The 19,642-nt window shown below is 62.8% G+C and carries 18 protein-coding genes and 1 riboswitch; of the genes, 10 read left to right on the forward strand and 8 right to left on the reverse strand.

The features are described 5' to 3' along the window. Positions 1–170 precede the first annotated feature (170 nt). The 6 genes from ACFCQI_RS16390 to ACFCQI_RS16415 all read left to right on the forward strand — a co-directional run bounded on the left by ACFCQI_RS16390 (position 171) and on the right by ACFCQI_RS16415 (position 7,562). A complete protein-coding gene (locus ACFCQI_RS16390) occupies positions 171–1,349 on the forward strand; it encodes a TolC family protein (RefSeq protein ID WP_043795569.1) in 1,179 nt (392 codons plus the stop codon). Continuing rightward, positions 1,346–2,443 (forward strand): efflux RND transporter periplasmic adaptor subunit, encoded by a 1,098-nt coding sequence (locus ACFCQI_RS16395; RefSeq protein ID WP_027485203.1) that lies wholly within the window; start codon positions 1,346–1,348, stop codon positions 2,441–2,443. The genes ACFCQI_RS16390 and ACFCQI_RS16395 overlap by 4 nt, the downstream gene beginning before the upstream one ends. Beyond that, positions 2,443–5,577, forward strand: a complete 3,135-nt coding sequence (locus tag ACFCQI_RS16400; RefSeq protein WP_063107839.1) for an efflux RND transporter permease subunit — start codon at positions 2,443–2,445, stop codon at positions 5,575–5,577. The genes ACFCQI_RS16395 and ACFCQI_RS16400 overlap by 1 nt, the downstream gene beginning before the upstream one ends. Beyond that, positions 5,574–5,903, forward strand: a complete 330-nt coding sequence (locus ACFCQI_RS16405) for a P-II family nitrogen regulator (protein WP_027485205.1) — start codon at positions 5,574–5,576, stop codon at positions 5,901–5,903. Before ACFCQI_RS16400 ends, ACFCQI_RS16405 begins: the two co-directional genes overlap by 4 nt. A gap of 133 nt (positions 5,904–6,036) precedes the next feature. Next, positions 6,037–6,657 (forward strand): cation transporter, encoded by a 621-nt coding sequence (locus ACFCQI_RS16410; protein WP_027485206.1) that lies wholly within the window; start codon positions 6,037–6,039, stop codon positions 6,655–6,657. Continuing rightward, entirely contained in the window at positions 6,657–7,562 is a 906-nt protein-coding gene (locus ACFCQI_RS16415; protein WP_043795557.1) for a cation diffusion facilitator family transporter, read from the forward strand. Before ACFCQI_RS16410 ends, ACFCQI_RS16415 begins: the two co-directional genes overlap by 1 nt. 211 nt (positions 7,563–7,773) lie before the next feature. Here the strand turns inward: ACFCQI_RS16415 and ACFCQI_RS16420 are convergent, their stop codons facing one another. Genes ACFCQI_RS16420 through ACFCQI_RS16435 form a run of 4 tightly spaced genes read right to left on the reverse strand, consistent with a single transcriptional unit; the run spans position 7,774 to position 11,634 of the window. Further along, positions 7,774–8,343, reverse strand: coding sequence for a phosphatase PAP2 family protein (locus tag ACFCQI_RS16420; protein ID WP_027485207.1), 570 nt, complete (start codon positions 8,341–8,343; stop codon positions 7,774–7,776). After that, positions 8,340–8,963 (reverse strand): cation transporter, encoded by a 624-nt coding sequence (locus ACFCQI_RS16425; protein WP_027485208.1) that lies wholly within the window; start codon positions 8,961–8,963, stop codon positions 8,340–8,342. The genes ACFCQI_RS16420 and ACFCQI_RS16425 overlap by 4 nt, the downstream gene beginning before the upstream one ends. A 12-nt stretch (positions 8,964–8,975) precedes the next feature. Continuing rightward, positions 8,976–10,961, reverse strand: coding sequence for a cytochrome c/FTR1 family iron permease (locus ACFCQI_RS16430; protein WP_063107818.1), 1,986 nt, complete (start codon positions 10,959–10,961; stop codon positions 8,976–8,978). A 43-nt stretch (positions 10,962–11,004) separates the two neighbouring features. Then, positions 11,005–11,634 carry a cation transporter gene (locus ACFCQI_RS16435; protein WP_027485210.1) on the reverse strand — a complete coding sequence of 210 codons (630 nt, stop codon included), beginning with the start codon at positions 11,632–11,634 and terminating at the stop codon, positions 11,005–11,007. Positions 11,635–11,699: 65 nt separating this feature from the next. Between ACFCQI_RS16435 and ACFCQI_RS16440 the strand changes: the two genes are divergently transcribed. Then, positions 11,700–12,086: a helix-turn-helix domain-containing protein gene (locus tag ACFCQI_RS16440; protein WP_027485211.1), complete on the forward strand. Its 387-nt coding sequence runs from the start codon at positions 11,700–11,702 to the stop codon at positions 12,084–12,086. An 18-nt stretch (positions 12,087–12,104) separates the two neighbouring features. Here the strand turns inward: ACFCQI_RS16440 and tnpC are convergent, their stop codons facing one another. Beyond that, complete coding sequence (gene tnpC, locus ACFCQI_RS16445; RefSeq protein WP_068205447.1) at positions 12,105–12,473, reverse strand: Tn3 family transposase post-transcriptional regulator TnpC; 369 nt, start codon at positions 12,471–12,473, stop codon at positions 12,105–12,107. Next, positions 12,454–15,474 (reverse strand): Tn3 family transposase, encoded by a 3,021-nt coding sequence (locus tag ACFCQI_RS16450; RefSeq protein ID WP_063107840.1) that lies wholly within the window; start codon positions 15,472–15,474, stop codon positions 12,454–12,456. Before ACFCQI_RS16450 ends, tnpC begins: the two co-directional genes overlap by 20 nt. Positions 15,475–15,643: 169 nt before the next feature. Here ACFCQI_RS16450 and ACFCQI_RS16455 point away from each other — a divergent pair, with 169 nt between their 5' ends. Both ACFCQI_RS16455 and ACFCQI_RS16460 read left to right on the forward strand, forming a co-directional pair. Further along, on the forward strand, positions 15,644–16,030 hold the full coding sequence (locus tag ACFCQI_RS16455) for a hypothetical protein (RefSeq protein ID WP_395118461.1): 387 nt from the start codon (positions 15,644–15,646) through the stop codon (positions 16,028–16,030). 214 nt (positions 16,031–16,244) lie between these two features. After that, positions 16,245–17,300 (forward strand): DNA-binding protein, encoded by a 1,056-nt coding sequence (locus ACFCQI_RS16460; RefSeq protein ID WP_395118463.1) that lies wholly within the window; start codon positions 16,245–16,247, stop codon positions 17,298–17,300. 90 nt (positions 17,301–17,390) lie between these two features. On the opposite strand, the gene ACFCQI_RS16465 is transcribed toward ACFCQI_RS16460, so the two are convergent. Continuing rightward, the gene (locus ACFCQI_RS16465; RefSeq protein WP_395118465.1) at positions 17,391–17,900 is read right to left on the reverse strand and encodes a dynamin family protein; all 510 of its coding nucleotides are present in this window, start codon (positions 17,898–17,900) and stop codon (positions 17,391–17,393) included. 10 nt (positions 17,901–17,910) lie between these two features. After that, the gene (locus ACFCQI_RS16470) at positions 17,911–18,807 is read right to left on the reverse strand and encodes a prenyltransferase/squalene oxidase repeat-containing protein (RefSeq protein ID WP_235644579.1); all 897 of its coding nucleotides are present in this window, start codon (positions 18,805–18,807) and stop codon (positions 17,911–17,913) included. Positions 18,808–18,910: 103 nt separating this feature from the next. Further along, positions 18,911–18,972, reverse strand: a riboswitch (Fluoride riboswitch). Between the two features lie 90 nt (positions 18,973–19,062). On the opposite strand from ACFCQI_RS16470, the gene ACFCQI_RS16475 reads away from it, so the two are divergent. Continuing rightward, positions 19,063–19,617, forward strand: coding sequence for a DUF2127 domain-containing protein (locus ACFCQI_RS16475; protein WP_235644578.1), 555 nt, complete (start codon positions 19,063–19,065; stop codon positions 19,615–19,617). Positions 19,618–19,642: the final 25 nt, after the last annotated feature.

The following is a 19,642-nucleotide window of genomic DNA, read 5'->3' on the forward strand; positions in this document are numbered from 1 at the left end:
CTTCGTGACCGTTTTCAGGAGATCGCTTCATGTCTGTTTTTCGTTCGGTGCCCATCGGCGCCGTGTGTCTGTTGTACGCGGCGATGCTCAGTGCCGCGCCCGTATCCCCTTTCTCCCCACCGGTAGCTCCCCTGCCGACATCGTTGTCGACGTCGCCCTTGCAGGATGCGGTGCGCCGTATCTGGCAAGCCAGTCCCGAGGTGCAGGCCGCGCGCGCGGATCTGGATGCTGCCCAGGCCCGTGCGCGTGCCGCTGCGCAGCCGCTGTACAACCCCTCGCTGTCGCTTGATGCGGAGAATGCCGACGCCAATCGGCGCACGGCCGGCATCAGCCTGCCGCTGGATCTGTCCGGCAAACGCCGCGCTCGCGCCAGCCAGGGCGAGGCCGACCTGCTGGCGGCCGAAGCTGGCTACAACCTGCTGCGTCGCGATGTGGCCACCCGCTGGCTGAAAGCCTGGTCGACGGCCGCACTCGCAGCCCGACAGAGCGAACTGGGGCAACGCCGCCTGGCGCTGATGAAGCGCTTCGATGACTTGGCCGCACAGCGGTTGAAGGTGGGCGACATCAGCAGTCCGGAACGCGACTTGGCCGGCTTGGCGCTCGGTGAGGCGCAGGTGCAACAAGCCACACTCGCGGGCAATGAAGCGGCAGCTCGTGCGGCGTTGCTGGCCATCAGTGGCGATCAACTGACCGCGTTGCCACCGTTGCCCAACGGTATGTCACCGGCGGCGGGCAGTGTTACGCCGTTGCCCGTCGATGAACTGCCCGAACTGCGCCAGGCCCGCGCCCAGCAAGCGAGTGCCGAGGCCGGGGTGCAAGTCGCCCGCCGGGCACGTATCCCCGATCCCACGCTGAGCTTGACCGGCGGACAGGTACGCAGCGGGCCGCGCACCGATCAGGTGATCGGTCTGAGCGTGTCCATTCCGTTGCCGGTGCTCAACACCGGACGTGCCGAAGTGGATGCCGCCCGTGCGGAAGCCGATGCAGCGGCGGCCGGTGTGCGCTCACGCCAGTTTGTGCTGCGCGCCGGACTGCAGGAAGCGCAAGCCCGTTACGCCGCCTTGCGCAGTGCGACCGAAGCCTTTCGCAGCGGCCGGGCCGCTGCATTCGAGGATCGCACCGCGTTGCTGGAGAAGCTCTGGCGTGCCGGCGAAATCAGCACGTCCGATTACCTCGTGCAGCTCAAACAGAGCCTGGACACCGCGCTGTCCGGCCAGGAACTGGAAAGCCAAACCTGGCAGACCTGGTTCGACTACCTCACCGCTGCGGGCCGTCTGACCGACTGGCTCGATGGCCGCACTCAGGACGGTCCTACTCAGGACGGCCTTAATCAGGATATCCCCCGATGAATCTCTCTCTTTTGAAACGCAGCCTGCTGGGCATGGCGCTGCTGGCCGCGTTGGCCGGCCCTGTCATGGCGCAGGAACCCGCACCCGCCAATCCGCTCGCGCTGGATGCCAAGGCGATCAAGGACGCCGGCATCGTGCTCGACAAGGCCGCCACGCGCGCCCTGACCGATGAACTGAAAGCCCCCGGCGAAGTGAAAGCCGATGCGTATTCCACCGTGCTGGTGTCGCCGCGCGTCGAATCGCAGGTGCTGGCCCGCAAGGCCAAGCTCGGCGACGTGGTGAAAACCGGTGCGCCGTTGGTGGTGCTCTCCAGCGTGCAGGTCGCCGAGACGCAAGGCGCGTTGATCGTGGCCGAACAGGACTGGCAACGGATCGCGTCGCTGGGACCGCAGGCGGTGTCGGCACGACGCTACAACGAAGCGAAGGTGCAGCGCGATCAGGCGCGTGCCAAGCTGCGTGCCTACGGGCTATCCGACGGCCAGATCCGCGGCATGCTGCGCGCGGGTTCCGCCAAGGCGGATGGCAGCTATGCATTGCTGGCGCCGACCGCCGGGCGCATCGCCAGTGACGAGTTCCTCATCGGCGAACGCGTCGAGCCCGGCCGTACCCTGTTTACCTTGGTCAACGACGACGCGGTCTGGGTCGAGGCGCAACTCGCGCCGGGCGATGCGGCCCGCGCGCAACCCGGCATGGACGCGCGCGTGCTGGCGCACGACCAGACGCTGACGGGGAAGGTCATCCTGAGTTCGTCGCAGACGAACGAACGCACCCGCACCGTGCCGGTGCGCATCGAAGTTGCCAACCCGAACAACCTCCTGCGCCCGGGCGAATTGGTCGAAGCGCGCATCGCGGTCGGTGAGGCGGTGCCGAAGCTGGCGGTACCGGCCGAAGCGATCGTGTTGCTGCAAAACCAGCCGACCGTGTTCCTGGCCAAAGGCAACGGCACGTTCGAGCCGGCGCCGGTGATGGTCGGCGACACCCGTGATGGCTGGACGATGGTCACCCAGGGCCTCAAGGCCGGCGACACCTACGTGCGCAAGGGCGCCTTCGCCTTGAAGGCCCGTTTGCTGCGCTCGCAGTTGGGAGAAGAATGATGCTGGAACGTCTGGTTGAATTCTCCCTGCGCTACAAGGTGCTGGTGCTGATCGTTTTCGTGGTGATCGGCTTCCTTGGTTTTCAGGCGGTGCGTCAGCTGCCCATCGATGCCTTCCCGGACGTCACACCGGTGCAGGTCAATGTGTACACCGAAGCCTCGGGACTTGCGGCAGAGGACGTGGAACAACTGCTGACCACGCCGGTGGAGTCGGCACTGGCCGGCCTGCCCAAGGTGGAACAGATCCGCTCGGTCAGCCTGTTCGGCTTGTCCTACGTGTCGGTGTACTTCGACGACAGCATGGACATCTACTTCGCCCGTCAGCTGGTCAACGAACGGCTGCAGCAGGTCGGCGATCGCTTGCCGGCGGGTTACGGCAAACCGGCGATGGGACCGAACACCTCCGGCCTCGGCCAGGTGTTCTGGTACACCGTCGAGCGAGCCGACAACAAGCTCAAGGGTGCTACCGCCAGCACCGCGCCGAACGACATGGACCTGCGCACCCTGCAGGACTGGACCATCCGCCTGATCCTGCGCACCGCCCCCGGCGTCGACGACGTCACCTCCTGGGGCGGCCAGGAAAAGCAGTTCCAGGTACGCATCGACCCGATGAAGCTGATCGCGCACAAGCTCGGCTTCAAGGACGTGATCGAGGCGCTGCAGGCCAACAACGCCCAGGTCGGCGGCAACTTCGTCGATGTGGGCCGCGAGCAGTACCTGGTGCGTGGACTGGGCCTGATCCAGAACGCGAAGGATCTGGGCAACATCGTGCTCAAGACCGAGGACGGTACCCCGGTCTACGTGCGTGATGTGGCCACGATCACCGAAGCGGGCGCACCGCGCACCGGTGCGGTGACCCGCGATGGCAAGGAAGTGGTGATGGGCCAGGCGCTTGCCCGCATCGGCGAGAACGCCAAGAGCGTGGTCGATGCGGTGAAAGCCAAGCTCGACACGGTGAAGCAGGCGCTGCCGCCCGGCGTCGTGGTCAAGCCAGTGTACGAACGCACCGAGTTGGTCAATGCGGCCGTGGAAACCGCCGTGCGTGCCTTGATCGAAGGTTCGATCCTGGTCGCGATCATCCTGTTCCTGTTCCTGGGCGAGTTCCGCAGCGCCATCGTGGTGGTGGTGGCGCTCCCGCTGGCCATGCTGATCGCCTTCATCTGCATGAATCAGGTCGGCCTCTCGGCCAACCTGATGTCGCTGGCGGGCCTGGCGATCGGCATCGGCATGATGGTGGACGGCGCGGTGGTGATGGTGGAGAACGCCTACCGCATCATGGCCGAGCGCAAGGCGCATGGGCTCCCGGTGGATCGCACCGCCGCGGTGCTGGCGGCTGCCCGCGAGGTGGCCAATCCGATGGCGTTTGCGATCCTGATCATCATCGTGGTGTTCCTGCCGCTGTTCAGTTTGCAAGGACTGGAAGGCAAGATGTTCAAGCCGATGGCGTTCAACATCAGCTTCGCGATGGCGGGATCGCTGATTCTCGCCTTGACGTTGATCCCGGTACTCGCCGCGCTGGTGCTGAAACCGAAGGAAGAGAAGGACACCTGGTTGGTGGCGTTCCTGAAACGCCATTACGCCACGGTGCTCGCCTGGGCGTTGGCACGTCGCAAACTGGTGTTGGGCATCGCCGCCGGTGCCTTGCTCGGCAGCCTCGCGCTGTTCCCGTTCCTCGGCAAGGAGTTCATGCCCAACCTGAAGGAAGGCGCCATCATGTGGCGGATCACCTCGATCCCGTCGGCATCGCTCGACGAGTCGATCGCCATCTCCAAACAGGTGTCGACGCTGATCAAACAGAAGTTTCCGGAAGTGGAAACCACGCTGGCAATGATCGGTCGCGCCGAGAAAGGCGAGACAGCCGACGTGAATTACATGGAGGTGTACACCCCGCTGAAGCCTAAGGATCAATGGCGCAAGGGCGAGACGCTGGAGAGCATCGAGGAGGCCATGCAGAAAGAACTGTCGGCGGCCTTGCCCACCGCGGTGGTGAGTTACACCCAGCCGATCCAGATGCGTATCGAGGAACTGATCTCCGGTGTGCGCGCCACGTTGGCGCTGAAGATCTACGGCGATGATCTGGGCGAGCTGGATCGCCTGAGCGGCCGCATCAAAAACGCGCTGGCCGGGGTGCCCGGCGTGGCCGATCTCGCGCTGGAGGCAAACATCGGCAAGCCACAGATCCGCATCAAGGTGGATCGCGATGCACTGGCCCGCTATGGCTTGAACGCCGACGACGTGTTGACCGTGGTGAAGAACGGCATCGGTGGCGAACCGGTGACGACCCTGCTCGATGGCGTGAAACGCTTCGACATCGCGGTGCGGCTGGACGATGCGGACAAGGCGTCCTTGCCGGCGATCCAGCGCATCCCGATCCGCACGGCCAGTGGCGCGCTGGTGCAGTTGTCGCAAGTGGCCGAGGTCAGTGATGCGGAAGGCTATTCGTTCATCCGTCGGGAACAGCTGCAGCGTTATGCGGTGATCCAAATGGACGTGCGTGGTCGCGACATCGACGGCTTCGTCAAGGAGGCCAATGCCGCCATCGCGCAGCAGGTGAAGCTGCCGACCGGCTACTACAGCGAATGGGGCGGCGCATTCGAGAACCAGCAGCGGGCGTTGAAGCGGTTGTCGCTGATCGTGCCGGCGACGATTTTCTTCATCTTCGTCTTGCTCTACACCGCGTTCAACTCGGTAAAGCACGCCACGCTGATCCTGGCCAACGTGCCGTTCGCCACTATTGGCGGCATCGTCGGGCTGGCGATTACCGGGCAGTACCTGTCGGTGCCCTCGGCGATCGGCTTCATCGCGGTGTTCGGCGTGGCGATGTTGAACGGCATCGTGTTGGTGAGTTTCTTGAACGAGCAACGTGAGAAAGGCTTGCCCGTGCGCGAGGCGGTGATCCGCGGCACCGCGCTACGCATGCGCCCGGTGATGATGACCGCCAGCGTGGCGATCCTGGGCCTGGTGCCGATGCTGTTGTCCAGCGGCGTCGGTGCCGAAACCCAGCGTCCGCTCGCCACCGTGGTGGTGGGCGGGCTGATCACCTCGACGTTGCTGACGCTGGTGCTGCTGCCGGTGCTCTACGACTGGATCGAAGAACGCGCCGCCCGGCGCCTCGCCAAGGAGAACACCCCATGAAAGAAGTAAAGGCATTCATCCATCGCGGCCGCGTGGTCGACGTCATCCATGCCCTGGAGGACGGTGGGTTCCGCTATCTCTCGGTGAGCGACGTCAAAGGGTTGTTGACCGCGCTCAGTGCCCAGGAACAGATCTATTCGATGGAACTGGGCGAACGGGTGACCAAGCAGATCAAGCTCGAAGTGTTTTGCGAGGACGACCAAGCCGAACGGGCCGTGCAGCTGATCCGTTTGCACGGACGCACCGGCCAGAGTGTTGCGGGCTGGGTCTACCAGAGCACGGTGGATCGGGCGTGGCCGATCGACGGGCGTGTGGATAACGACTAATCGGGGCAGCGGGAGTACTCACGTCGCTGCATCGGTGTCATTTCATAACACGGCGGCGGCCGCGTAGAGTGGTCGCCGCCATGAGGGATTCCAATACCTGAAGCATGCATCCAATCCATCGGGTTACCGGCTCATGTCTGATACGTGTTGTGCCACCACCATCGATATTGCCGCGTTGCAGGCGCGGCAGCGTCGGGTGTTGATGATCGTTCTGGCGATCAACCTCGCTACTTTCACGATGATGCTGGCCGCGGCGATCTACAGCGGTTCGTCGTCGCTGCTGTCCGGCGGGTTGGACAATCTTGGGGATGCGCTCACCTACCTCTTGAGCCTTGCGGTTGTTGGTGCCAGTGACCGCGCGAAGGCCCGGGTGGCGCTGTTCAAGGGCGCACTGATTCTTGGTGCGGCGCTTGCAGTCGCCATCCAGATTGGCTGGCGTCTCCTGCATCCTGGCGTGCCGATCTTCGAGGCGATCGGTATCGCCGCCTTGCTGAACCTGGTCGCCAATGCCGCATGCCTGCGCCTGCTGCTGCCTTACCGCAAAGGCGACGTCAACATGGCCTCGGCCTGGGAATGCTCGCGCAATGACGTGTTCGAAGGTGTCGCCGTGCTGGCAGCGGCCGCCGGCGTCGGCTTCTTCGGCGCCGGCTGGCCCGATCTGCTGGTTGCGTCGGCGTTGTTGTTGATGTTTCTGCGCTCGGCATGGCGGGTGTTCCGCATGGCGTGGCGAAGCTACGTGAGTGGAGACAACTGATGAATGCCGGGCACGATCATGTGGGTACGGAGATCAGGCACGAGACGCCGCTGTGGTGGGCACTCGGCCTGACCAGTATGTTTCTTGTCGCCGAGATCATCGGCGGTCTGCTTACCAACAGCTTGGCCTTGTTGTCGGACGCGGCACACATGGCGACCGATGTGATCGCGCTGACGATCTCGCTGACCGCCGTGCGCCTGGCACGACGTCCCCCCGATGCGAAACGCACCTATGGTTACGCGCGCATGGAAGCCATCGGCGCACTCGTCAATGGTGGCTTGCTGTTCCTCGTCGCCGGCTACATCTTGTGGGAGGCGGTGCGGCGTTTCAGCGAACCGCCGTCGGTGGCCTCCACCGGCATGCTGGTGATCGCGGTGCTCGGGCTGGTGATCAACCTCATCTCGATGCGATTGCTCAAGGCCGGCAGCGGTGAAAACCTCAACGTGAAAGGCGCCTATCTGGAAGTTTGGGCCGACATGATCGGTTCGGTCGGCGTAATCATCGGCGCGTTGATCATCAAGTTCACCGGCTTTTACATTGCCGATCCAATCATCGCCGTGTTGATTGGTCTGTGGGTGCTGCCGCGGACATGGACATTGCTGCGAGAGGCCGGGAATGTCCTGATGGAGGGGACGCCTCGTGGCGTCGATACTGAACGGGTCCGCGCCGAAATGCTGGCCACTCCGGGCGTGGCTGCGCTGCACGATGTGCACGTATGGGCGCTCAGCAGCACGCGTTCGGCGATGGCGGCGCATGTGATCATGGATGGCGACGCATCAGACGCAGAAGCGCTGCGGCTCCGGCTGGCGCAGATGCTGGAGGCGCGCTTTGACATCCATCACGTGACGCTGCAGGTCGAAACAACGTCGTGCGGGCTGGGGTGCGAGGAGCCGCAAAAGGTTTGACCTCACACAGTCGCTTTGCCAAACCGCGAGCCCGGTGCCGCTTCCACGCGATGACTCCCCGTCGGCGTGGCGTGGCTGCGACGGGAACCGTCGTCCTGTCTCAAGCCTGCGCACGTCATTGTGCGTGCGATGCCGATGAACCTGGGCGATCGCGTGCGCCGCTGGCGACGCTGGCCACGGTGGAAGGCCGACAGTATGCGCGGCTACGTGGTCACCGCCGTTGGACGGCGTGGGGCTGGCTCGCAACCCCAGCCCAGCCACTCAGCATGGCCAGCCCACCTATCGCGAGGGCTCCCAGCATATCGCCGGGATAATGCACGCCCAGGTAGATGCGTGCCCATGCCATGAGCAGACCAAGCAGTGCGATCCCGATGCCCCAAACTCGGCTGCGTTGATTCAGCAACAGTATGCCGGCGACGACCCACTGCACGGTCAGGTGGTCGCTGGGAAAGCTGCCGGTCGCCGCATGGGAGACCCATGCTTGGCCGACACCGGCCACGAAGGGGCGCGCTCGATCCCAGACAGCGCCGATGACCAGATTCAGGAGTAGTGCCACGGCAGCGACACCCACCGCTTTCAGGGCGATCGAGCGCATCGACCACCGAGGAAACATCAGCATCGTCCCAAGGAGAGCAGCGGTCAGGATCAACGGCCCATCGGCCAGACCGCGCGCCAGATGCAGCATCGCGGGCGACGGCGGTGTAGACGGATGGATGGCGTGGAACAGTCGAAGGTCAACGGCATACACCACCGGGCCAAGCCCCAATGCCGGAGCGGTCATGGTTTGACGATCGATTCGCTGGCGGCAACCCGCGCTTCCTTCGCTTCGCGCAGAATGCCCAGCGCCTCCTTCAGTACATAGCAGGCGATGGCCGTACCGATCACCAGATCAGGCACCGCGCTGTGCCATAGAAGCACCAGCACACCGGAGACGATGACCGCCAAGTTCGCGAGGACATCGACCCGGGTAAATAGCCAAGTCGCTCGCAAATGCACCTCACCATGACGAAAGCGTTCCAGCAAGCGCAGCACCGTGGTGTTGACGACGAGAGCCACCAAGGCGATGCCCGTCATCCATAAGCCCTCGGGGTGGCTTCCCATCACAAGGCGCCACACGACACCGAGCAAGACGCCTAGCCCCAGCACCAAAAGCAGTGTTCCGCTCAGTTGTGCCGCCGAGGCCTTGAAGCTCGCGCTGCGCGCCCACGCCAGCAGGGCGATGCCGTAGGCACTCGCATCGGCCAGCATATCCAGCGAGTCGGCGATCAATCCCATCGACTGGGCGATCAGCCCCGCGACGATGCCGACCACGAACATCGTGGCATTGAGCCCCAAGGCGACGCGCAGAATTCGGCGTTCCGCTTCATTGGTCGCTTGCACGTGGCAGCCGCAGTCGCTCATGTCTTGTCGCCTTCAGTCTGCATCGGGGAGCACTTCCCGAGTCGTTGGAGGTGACGGGAGTCGTTGACGGCCACGACGGATATTGAACACGAATCCGACAGCCAGCAGCACCAAAATCGCCAACTGGGCCAACAAGGATTGCCAGGTCGGATAGATGCCCAGCAATTCGATATGCGGCACTGGCGCCACGCTCACCGCGACCCAGCCGGCCTCCTGCAGGGCGGCGATACCTTTGCCAGTCAGCGCGATGGCGAGCACGGCGATCAGCGCCGAACTGGCGGAGAAGAATGTGCCGATCGGCAGCCGCCGGCTGGTGCGCAGCAGCACCCAGGCGATTAGCCCCAGCACCGCGGCACCGGCGGCGATGCCGCTGAGCAGCCACACTTCCTGGCCGTCGTTCCACAACGCAGCGTAGAACAGGATGCTCTCGAACACCTCGCGGTACACCGAGATGAAGGCCAGTCCGAACAGGAACCACGCCGAACGTCGGTTGAGCGCGGCCGCCATCTTTTCCTTTAGATACGCCTGCCAGCGACCACCGATGCTCTTCTGGTGCATCCACAGACCGACCCCGAGCAACACGAACGCCGCAAACAGCGACGACAGTCCCTCGGTCAATTCACGACCGGCACCGCTGATGGAGATCGCATAGCTGGCGATCGCCCAGGTGATGCCACCGGCCACGAGCGCAAGGATCCAGCCCGCATGCACGTAGCGCAGCGCTTCGGGTCGCGCGGCCTTGCGTAGAAAAGCGAGCAGTGCGACCACGACCAGCAGGGCTTCCAGACCCTCGCGAACCAGGATGGTGAAGGCACCCAAGAAGATGGCGGCCGCATCGCTCGCCGCATCGGCGGTGACTTCCTGTGCGCGTACCAACAGACCATCAATGGCATCGGCCTGTTTCACCACCGACTCCACGGGAGTGTTACCCGACAATGCGCTGCGATAGGCACCCATCGACGTTTCGAGCTGGGCGCGCAGCGCGCTGTCACGTGCATTGAGTTGCGGTTCGACCGGTTCCACGCCATCGAGGTAGGCGGATAGCGCCAGCTGGGTGGCTTGCGTCTTCGCACCAGCACGGTAAGCCGTCAGGCTCGCCGCCAGTCGCGCCCGTGCCAGGGGGATGCCGGCCAAGGCCTGCTGCTGGATGACGTCAGGGTGAGCTCGCAAGTAACCCACGATCGTCCGAGCACGCTCTGCACCAAGAGTAGGTGTCAGCTGCGCAACACGCGCACGCGACAGCTCCTTCAGATCCGCGATCTGCGCTCGCGCGGCAGTGTCGTGTTGCCAGGTATCGGCACCGGCGACCGCTTCCTTGGCGTAAGCCAGCGAACCCACGTAGTACGCCAGCGCCCAGCGGTCATCGGAAGAGAGTTGCTGCGCGTAGCTCGCCATCGGCGTGCCTGCCACGCCCTGGCTGATCACCTCATACAACGACAGCGCGCTGCGTTGATCGGCCCGCGTCTGATCGGTGAAGTTCACCGGTCGGGGCGATAGCAGCAGGCCAGCGGGCCCGTCACCGTGTCCGGTGGCGCCATGACAAGCGGCGCACTGGTTTTGATAGAGCGTTGCCCCGCGCGCCAGATCGGGAGCGCGTTCCGGTGCGGTCGGCACCGGGTACGCCTGCAGCAACGCATCGGCCAGTGCATGCGCCTGCGTCGCCACCTGCGCGGGTGTCGCCTTGGCCTCGACCGAGGCCACCAACGTATCGGCTTGTTGCAATAGTGCCGGTGTGGCGACGGTCGGTGGCAACGCGGCGATACGCGATCGCGCTGTCGCCGTGAACTCCCGCATCTCGGCGTACTCGGACGTGCTGATCACAGCGCCATCCTTCACCGCGCCCGCGTAATCGGTCGCCAGGTAGTCGAGCATCTGCCAGGTCTGCGGGACGGCGGAAGGGATGTCCTCGGCCTGTGCCGGCAGCGCGCCTATGCCCCACACCAGAAGGGCGGCCACGGCGACGTGGTGCAAGATATTGCGAATGCGTGTCGTTATCATTGTTGAAGTATAGCCAGAGAGGGATTCGGTGGCAGCATGGCGTTCACTGGACGTGCGAGGGGTGCAAACGAAACTGCGGCCACGCGGATCTCAGGACCTCGACACCGGTTCGCGCGAAAAGCAACGCCAGCAAGGCGCCAAAAGCCAGATCGAGCCATGTCCAGCCGCTCCAGGCCATGAGTGCCGTGGTCAGCAAAACGCCGGCATTGCCGATGACGTCATTGCGCGAGCACAGCCAGACCGAGCGCATGTTGATGTCGTGCGAACGAAATCGGGTCAGCAACGCGAGGCAGGTGAGATTGGCGATGAGCGCGACACCGGCGGCGATCGCCATCACACCCGTCAAGGGCTCGGCACCCGTCACCAGCTTGCGGCCGACTTCGGCGATCACGATCCCCGCGAACAGCAGCTGGATGCCGCCTTTCACCAGAGCGGACCCCGCCCGCCACCGCAGGGCCTGTCCCACGGCCCAGAGACTGAGCGCATACACCAACGCATCGCCGAGACTGTCCAGGGAGTCTCCCTGCAGCGCGGTCGAATCAGCCCAAAGCCCCGCGCCGAATTCGCCCACGAAGATCGCCACGTTGATGAATAAGACCGTCCATAACACGCGACGCTGGGCCGCAGAGCGAGCCAACGCTTGACCGGTTGATTCACAGTCGCAACATGCCATCACTTGAACTCTTATGCGGTGTGCGGCGTAGACTAAAGTCCGTAGCTACTACGGAGTCAACCACCGTGCGCATTAGCGATCTGGCGAAAGCCACCGGCTGTCATCTGGAAACCGTACGCTACTACGAGCGCATCGGGTTGCTGCCGCCGCCGGAGCGGTCGACTGCGGGATACCGCAACTATCGCGATAGCGACGTCGAGCGTTTGCAGTTCATTGTGCGCAGCCGCGCGCTGGGTTTTAGCCTCGAAGAAATCCGTAGCCTACTCACGCTTGCCTCACGCACGGAACTGTCGTGCAAGCAGGTCGATGGCGTGGCACGAACGCATCTGGCACAGGTGGAAGCCAAGCAGCGCGAATTGGCGGCGCTGGCCGCCGAGCTGCGGGGCATGATCGAAACGTGCCATCACGACACGCGAGCAACCTGCACCATCTTGCAATCGCTGGCAGGGTAGATGGTCTGCATTCCTCCATTAGCCATCGTCAGGGGTCAGCGTCAGAAGTGGCCGTATCCGTTGTCGGATGGTCAGGAGCAAGGCGCTCATGCTCTCCAGCTCGGCCTCAATGTCTGCCGCCAACTCGGTGATGGTTTCATCGACGCTCGTCGCGGATAAGGCTCCCCCGTTGATCAGGGTGTGCGCCATCCCATGCAACCGGAGAAGATCGGCGCGTAATTCGTCCGGATCGACCAGGACCGCGCGAACGGTGTCGAGATCATCGACCGCACGCAACAGGTGAGTCGTATCAAAGGTCGCGCGCAATTTTTGAAGTCCTATGACGTCGACACCCCCGCGGGGCGACGCGGCGTCGATCCGCCCCGTGCTATTCGATCGCTGGGTCATTCGCTTGCTCCGTTGCTAGGGTCGTCGCCCGCGCGGCTTTGGCGGCATCCTTGAACAGGCGGTCACGAATCCACGGTTCGGGCGGTCGCTTCAAGTCAAGGCGATAGTCACCAAACCGTTTGACGCCGCCGGTCAGATAGGGTGAGAAAAAGGCCACGTCGTGTCCCGACACCGCGAGACCTTCATCAGCAAGCTTTTGAAGGGCGCGCATCATGTCCACGGTGTTCTGCAAGATCACGGCCGAGGCGATCAGATCGTTATACCGAAGACGCTTCTGTTGCTCGTCTGGATCGTTCTCGGCGATCACGTCGCCGCCGAACGAAAAGAACTTCGCGAAGCCGTTGTACGACTCGATCTTATTGGTCTCGGCCGTGACCTCTTGGCGCAAGGGCAAACTACCGATCCAGTTCAACAAAAAGACGGTGCGGTGGGCGCGCCCGAGCTCCTGCGCCGCCAGAAAAAGGCGGTTGCGTTGGCTGCTCGCACCGAGCCGGCGCAGAAGCATCGGGGAGGCGATCCTGCCCGCCTGGATCGAGATAGCAATCTGCAGGAGATCCTTCCAGTGGGTCTCGATCAACGTCCAGTCGATTGCGCCATGAAAGAGCGAGTCGATGTGCTTGTAGTGGGTCTGCTTGTCGGCACGGAAGAAATCGAGATCCTTCCAGTTGCGTATCCGCGGCAACAGATTGATACCGAGCAGGTACGTGAACGCAAACACGGTGGCCGACTGGCCCTGCGTGTCCGAGTACACGGTGTCGGGTTCGACCGACAGCTTGGCTTGCATCAGGCCTTCGATGACGTAGACGGCCTCCCAGATACCCGGCGGGATAAAGTGCCGAAAGGTCGCGATGTAGTTATTCGCGACATGACGATAGGCCACCGCACCCATCTTGCGGTACCGAAAGTGATAGCCCGCCAACAAGTTCTGATCGTAGAAGTCATATTGCGTGCCATCGGCCGCGACGCTCTTGCCGTCACCCCAGAGCCGCGGAAGATCGAGGCGCAGATAGAGCTCAGCCAGTTCGCGAGTGGCGGCTTCGAGCTTTTCGACGGTGACGTGCCGGCGGTTGACCCGCGAAATCATATGCGGGCTGACCTCGCCGACGAAATGGCGCGCGGCTTGGTTGGGCCCCAGGTTGCACCCCATAGCGAAGACCGTTTGCAGATAACGCTCGGTGGCCTGTTTGATCTTCGGCTCGTGCCCCGATATCGGGCCAAAATGCCGCGTGAAGTGCGTCCAGTGCTCGATGTTGGCCAGAATATCCAGGAGGTTCCGCGTGGGGAGTTCACGGCCGAGTGCACTCTGCAGGGCAATCACCGACGCCGGGATATCCCGCGCCTGGACGCGACGCAGCACCGGCTCGCCATCGGCACCGATCGCCACATCTCCCTTGAGTTCGGGAAACGCGGCGTCGATGCGTGCCGCCGTGTCGGTCAACCGTTGTTTCAGCTCGCTGACGCATGCCGCCGCTGAGGGTGGAATATCGACCTTGGCGCAAAAATCGGCGAGGCGCGCTTCGCACTCCGCCCATGGCAGCAAGTGCTCTCGGACGTCGGCGAAGGCCTCCGATCCCACCACACAGGTATCACCGGATTTGAGCTCGCTGGCCAGGTGCGAGAAAACACACATTTCGAGGTAGCGACGATTGACGGACGGGCCATCGTCAGAGCGCATGATGAGCTTGCGCCACCGTTCCGAGCAAAATTGCAGATTCACCGCGTCGGAAACCCATTCGGCTTTGCGACCTTCGTTGGCCAGCACGATGGCCAACGCTTCCATGAGCGATTGGTTCTGCGTCGACGAGACGAAATCAAGCGTGCGCGCAAGCCGCATCAACACTGCACGATGACTGCTGAAGAAACGCCAGAGCAATGGCAGGTGATTGCTACCGCCCGATAGACGAATCGCCGCACAGTCTTCGCGTAACCCCTCCAAATTGCCGTCCGGCGTCAGCAGTGCGCGGATGCGACGTCCGGCAGCAGGGTCTTCCTTTTCCTCCGCGAGGATCGCCAGGACATCGTCCAGTTTCGCGACGAGCTGTTCGGCCATCGCACGTTGGTGCATCTGAATCGCGGTGAGTTCTTCCTTGGCGCGTTTGTGCAGCGTACTCACGCGGCGAATGAACATTTCCGCGAGATCGTCGCGTGCGCGAACCCGCATGCGGTGAATCAGTGCGAGCATCAGGGCGTATCGCCGGCTAGGTACTGTGCGTTTGAGGTCATCCGCATCGAGCAAAGCGGCTTGGTGGGCGAGGTGCCGGATCTTGTTCACGGGGGCATCGCGGAGTGAATCATCCACGTCGCCCAGTGTCTTCAGCCACGCCAACTGATCGAGAACGGCTTCGAGGTGCTTTTTGGTCGCCCGCTTGGGGATGGCCTTGATCGCCTGGAAAGCCGACTGCCGCTGGGCGAAGTCGGTGGCCAACAGACTGTCCAAAAAATCCCGACGTTCGGTCGTCAGACCCGCGCTGACGCTGTCATACAGGCGCTCTTGCGCAGTCACGGCCGCGGCTTCGGCGATCCTGTCCAGCGTGGAGAACGCCGGCAGCTCGTACCGGCGATAGATCAGCTCTTCGATCGTTGCATTGATGACGTCAACACGCTGGTCCATGACTTCGGACGCTTCATACGCTGCACGCACGGCAATGCGTTGTGCTTCCTTGCCGTAGTAGCGTTGGATGTCGAGATAGGTACGGACGGCCGCGAAATGCCGATAGAGGGTCTTGGAGCCCCGATAGTCAGCCGCCGTGGCTGGCTTCAGGTTCAACACCGTCCGAATGTGGCCGATGATCTCAGCCGGCACGCTCTCCAAGGCAAGAAAGTAATGCAACTGCTGAAACGTCTTGAGCAGCACGATCAAGCCCAAGCGGCCCGCATCGCTACGAGCAAAGCCCGAAGCCCATTCCACTTCGTCCGCATCGGGGGTGTAATACCGGAGCAGGTCGCGTGTCGTGATCACACGAGGAAACCGCGGGTACGCGGTGCGCTCAAGATTCGCCATGGCCACCATCCGAGAGAGAGGGTGGCTTTGAGCTTAACGAACGATGGTGACCAAGACCAACCGCGAACACGATTTTGTTGCAGTGTCACACAGTTGCAGCACGCTATGACCCAATTTTACCCGTATCCGGGCACGACCCCTGACACCCGTATCGAGCCACGACGCCCACGTGGTGGCGGCCAATCTCCTCAAAGGCAATCATCGACAACCTGATTATCGAGGTGTGCCGAGCGTCGTCTTCACGATCCCGCCCATGGCGACCGTGGGGCTGAGCGAAGCCAAAGCCCGCGAACAAGGGCTGAAGTTCAAGATGAAATCGCAAAGGGCCTCGGACTGGTTCACCGCGCGCCAAGCGGCCGAGCCCGTCTACGGATTCAAGGTGTTGGTGGACGAGGCCAGTGATCGCATTTTGGGTGCCCATCTCGTGGGTCCGCATGCCGAGGAAGTCATCAATCTCTTCGCACTCGCGATCCGCCACGATCTCACCGCGGCGGACCTGAAGAACACGATCTTCGCCTATCCAACCGGCGCCTCCGACATTGGTTACATGGTCTGAGCGCTCGACTAATGCCGAACCGTACTGGCTAGACGCTCCATGTCTGGCATCTGTACGGGAGTCGGGCGCTTTTTTCGCGTCTGAGCGCCATCAGGCGGGATAATCCAACATTATCCCGCCTGAGAAATGGCGTTCAGTTCTCGCATTTTTCGTCGTTGATTGGTATGTAATTACATGGTATGTAATACATTACGAAATCCATCGAGAGACCGACATGGCACGTGGCGGCTTGTACAAGACCGAGGTCCAGAAGGCGCGAGACAGTCTGTTGGCGCAAGGAAAGCATCCGTCGGTCGACGCGCTACGGGTGGCCTTGGGTAATACCGGTTCCAAGACCACCATCCACCGCTATCTGAAGGAGCTGGAAGCCGAGGATGGACCGCGCGCCGGCGCGGCGGTGGCGATCAGTGACGCCTTACAGGATCTGGTTGGACGGCTGGCCGAACGCCTGCACGAGGAGGCCGAAGTCCGGATCACCGCGGCACAGGAGCGCTTCGCTGCGGAACGCCAAACACTAACGGCGACCATAGAGCAGCACCGTCAAGAGGCCACGGCGCTCAGTACGCAGCTGCAGCGCACCGATGTCGCCCTGCACGACGAAAAGACTGCCCACGAGCAGGCCCAGCAGGGGCTTCGCGATCGCGCGTTGCTCGTCCAACAGCTGGAGGAGCGGGTCGCCGGCATGACCGCGCGATTGACGGAGCACGAAGCGCACATTCAGTCGCTGGAAGACAAACACCAGCATGCCCGCGAGGCCTTGGAGCATTATCGGACGGCCGTCAAGGAGCAGCGCGACCAGGAGCAGCGCCGGCACGAACACCAGGTGCAGGGGCTACAGGTCGAGCTTCGACAAGCCAACGACACCATCACGAGCAAGAGTCACGAGCTACTGCAGCTCAACCGCGACAATGCCCGGATGACCGAGCATATCAATCAGCTCGACAAGGAGTTTCGGCAGTTCCGCACCGAGCATCAGAAACTGCAGCACGCCTACGACGCGAATCTGCCGCTGGCCAAGGAACATCCGACTTTGCAGATGCGGCTGGCCCAGGCCGAACAAGGGCAGGTGCACCTGCAAGCCCAGCTCGCGGCGGCCGAAACTCAACTGACCACTGAACGGGATCATCGGCGACAGGCAGAGACCCAGTGCGCCGCCAGCCAAGCACGGTTGGACGTGCTGGAAGAAACATATGCTCGACTGCGCGACGTCAGTACCTCCGATACGCGCGACGAGGTTGAAAAAGGGTCTCGCCGAGACCCGGTATCTTGATACTGCTGTTGCGAAGTACGCGCCAGCTTTGGCGTCAATAGGTTCTTGGGCTAACTTCTTGGATTGAAATTGTTTTTTGGCCGGAGTGTCCTATTTTTGCGCGTATCTCGGCCGTACCCCATAACGGGAGGTGACCGCGCTGTTGTGGCTATGCACCGAGCCGACACCGGGCGTATCCACCAAGCGGATGCCGCCCTTGAGCCATGCCGCCGGAAAGGCCACGGCGACCTCGCGAACGCGCTTGATGTTGTCGGGGTTCCCCCGCTCGGTGACGTAATCCGCCAACGCCTCAAGCGGGATACCGCGGATCTCGCCGCTCTCGAAGGTCACGTTGGCGCTGGCGACATCGCCGTAGTGCAACAGCGTGACCACGGAAGTGAGTGGTACCACGCCGGTCGGCAACAGGTCCGCGCCGAGCAAGGCATTGATCAGCGTGCTCTTGCCGCGCTTGAACTCCCCTACCACCACCAGGTGGAAGGCATGCTCGGAAAACTTCGTGCGAATAGCGTCTAGCGCAGGCGCGCTGATCGATGGAACGCCGGCCGCGTCCGCTATCACCGCTGCGAGCGTGACATGGGACGATTCGAACGCGACGCTCATCGGCAAGCCCTCATGCGTCGCTGCGCGGCGGGACCATGTCGCGCAGCAACCGCGGCGCCATCTGCCTGGCCAGGGTCGTCAGCGCCAGATAGGTCAACGTGATATCCGGCAACGCGCCGGCCGCGCGGGCGAAGCCGCCATTGCCGGTCTGGCAGCTGAGCATGAACGCGACGGCGTCCTGGGCATGCGGAACGGACAATCCCAATCGGCAAAAGCTGCGCATGCCGGCGCATACCGTTTCCAGATTGGGCGATAGGGAGCCCGCGGTCAGGCGAAAGCCGAACCCCGGTACCGCCATGCGATTCACGAAGTCGCCGGTGCGCGAGGAAGCGGCGTGACCGCACAGCATCAGCACAGCGATAGCTGCCTCGGTATCGAGCAGGTTCGCAGGCGTACCATACCCGCCGTCGTCATGTTCTCCCTGCAGCAACGTCCGCGCCAAGTCATCAACGGCCATCGGCAGACCGAAGCGCCGTTTCAGCCACACGGTACATTTGATTCGCTGCAACGCGGCGGAAAGGGACGCATGCGTTGCGATGTCTGGAAAATGCGTCTGAAGCGCCATCACGGCCGATGCCACTTCTGCTGACTCCGGATCACCAACCTCCAAGGCAAGCAACGCGCGTACCCGGTAATAGAGCGCGAGCGGCTGCGGCTCCACCGGTTGCCCGATGATGAAGCTGGCGTGGCTGCTCTTCTCCGGCAAGACAACGCCCAGCAACTCGGTCAACACCGCGATGGCGTGCCAGGTGTCGGAGAGATTGGGCTCCTCCACGTAGTAGCCGCGGTAGAAGCAGAACCCTCCATTGGGCGACTGTCGCTCCAGCAGGTAAGTGCGCACCCGATCCAGCGCTGATACCAGCGGGTTTTTCCGGGAATCGATGGAGATGGCAGAGTCGGATGACATTAATGCTCCCTAATACGCCGTTGCGTAACAAGGAACACTGACGATGCAACGAACGATCGCGCACTACAGGACACGGTGGGACTCCTTGCGGATGGCCTTCGAGTTGCCTGTAGGAGTCATCAGCCCTGGGGGCGGTCGCAGGTGAACTCCATCACCTGACTGACAACTTAGCACGTCATGGCAGCGCGCAGAATCTCCCGGCACGTCGTGATGCACAATGGTTCAGAACGGCTGGATCACGGGACGAAAATAACGATGATGCGCACCGAACCGGAGCCCCCCGCATCACTTCGCGCCGCTGAGCGCACGGCATGGAAGTCGATGGTCAGACGCAAGCTGGCGCGCCTCTCTCATCGAGCCTTCCAAGTGGGCGTCGTGCTCAAAGGGGTGGATGGTGTGCTGGAATTGCTCGGTAGCGCGGCGTTGCTCCTGACCACGCAAACGACGATTCGACGGGCAGTTTCCCTCCTGACGAATGAAGAGTTGGCTGAGGATCCGCGCGATTACCTCGCGAATCACGTTGTCCACATGGCGCAACAGTTGTCCCTGAGCACACAGCATTTTGCGGCGATCTACCTCTTCGCTCATGGAGCGATAAAAATAGTCCTGGTGGTCGGGTTGCTTCGCGGATTGCGCTGGTCGTATCCAGCCGCGCTGCTGGTGCTGACGGCTTTCGTTGGCTATCAACTCTATCGGCTGGCGTACCTGCCCTCGCTGGGGCTGTATGTGCTCACCGCCCTCGATCTTGCGGTGGTGCTCCTGATATGGCGCGAATGGCGACATGCCCGCGCCTGGCACGACAAGCCGTGAACCCGACCCGGTTGGCGGCCAGGCT

Source organism: Rhodanobacter sp. FW102-FHT14D06 (assembly GCF_043950705.1).
In the GTDB taxonomy this organism is placed as follows: domain Bacteria; phylum Pseudomonadota; class Gammaproteobacteria; order Xanthomonadales; family Rhodanobacteraceae; genus Rhodanobacter.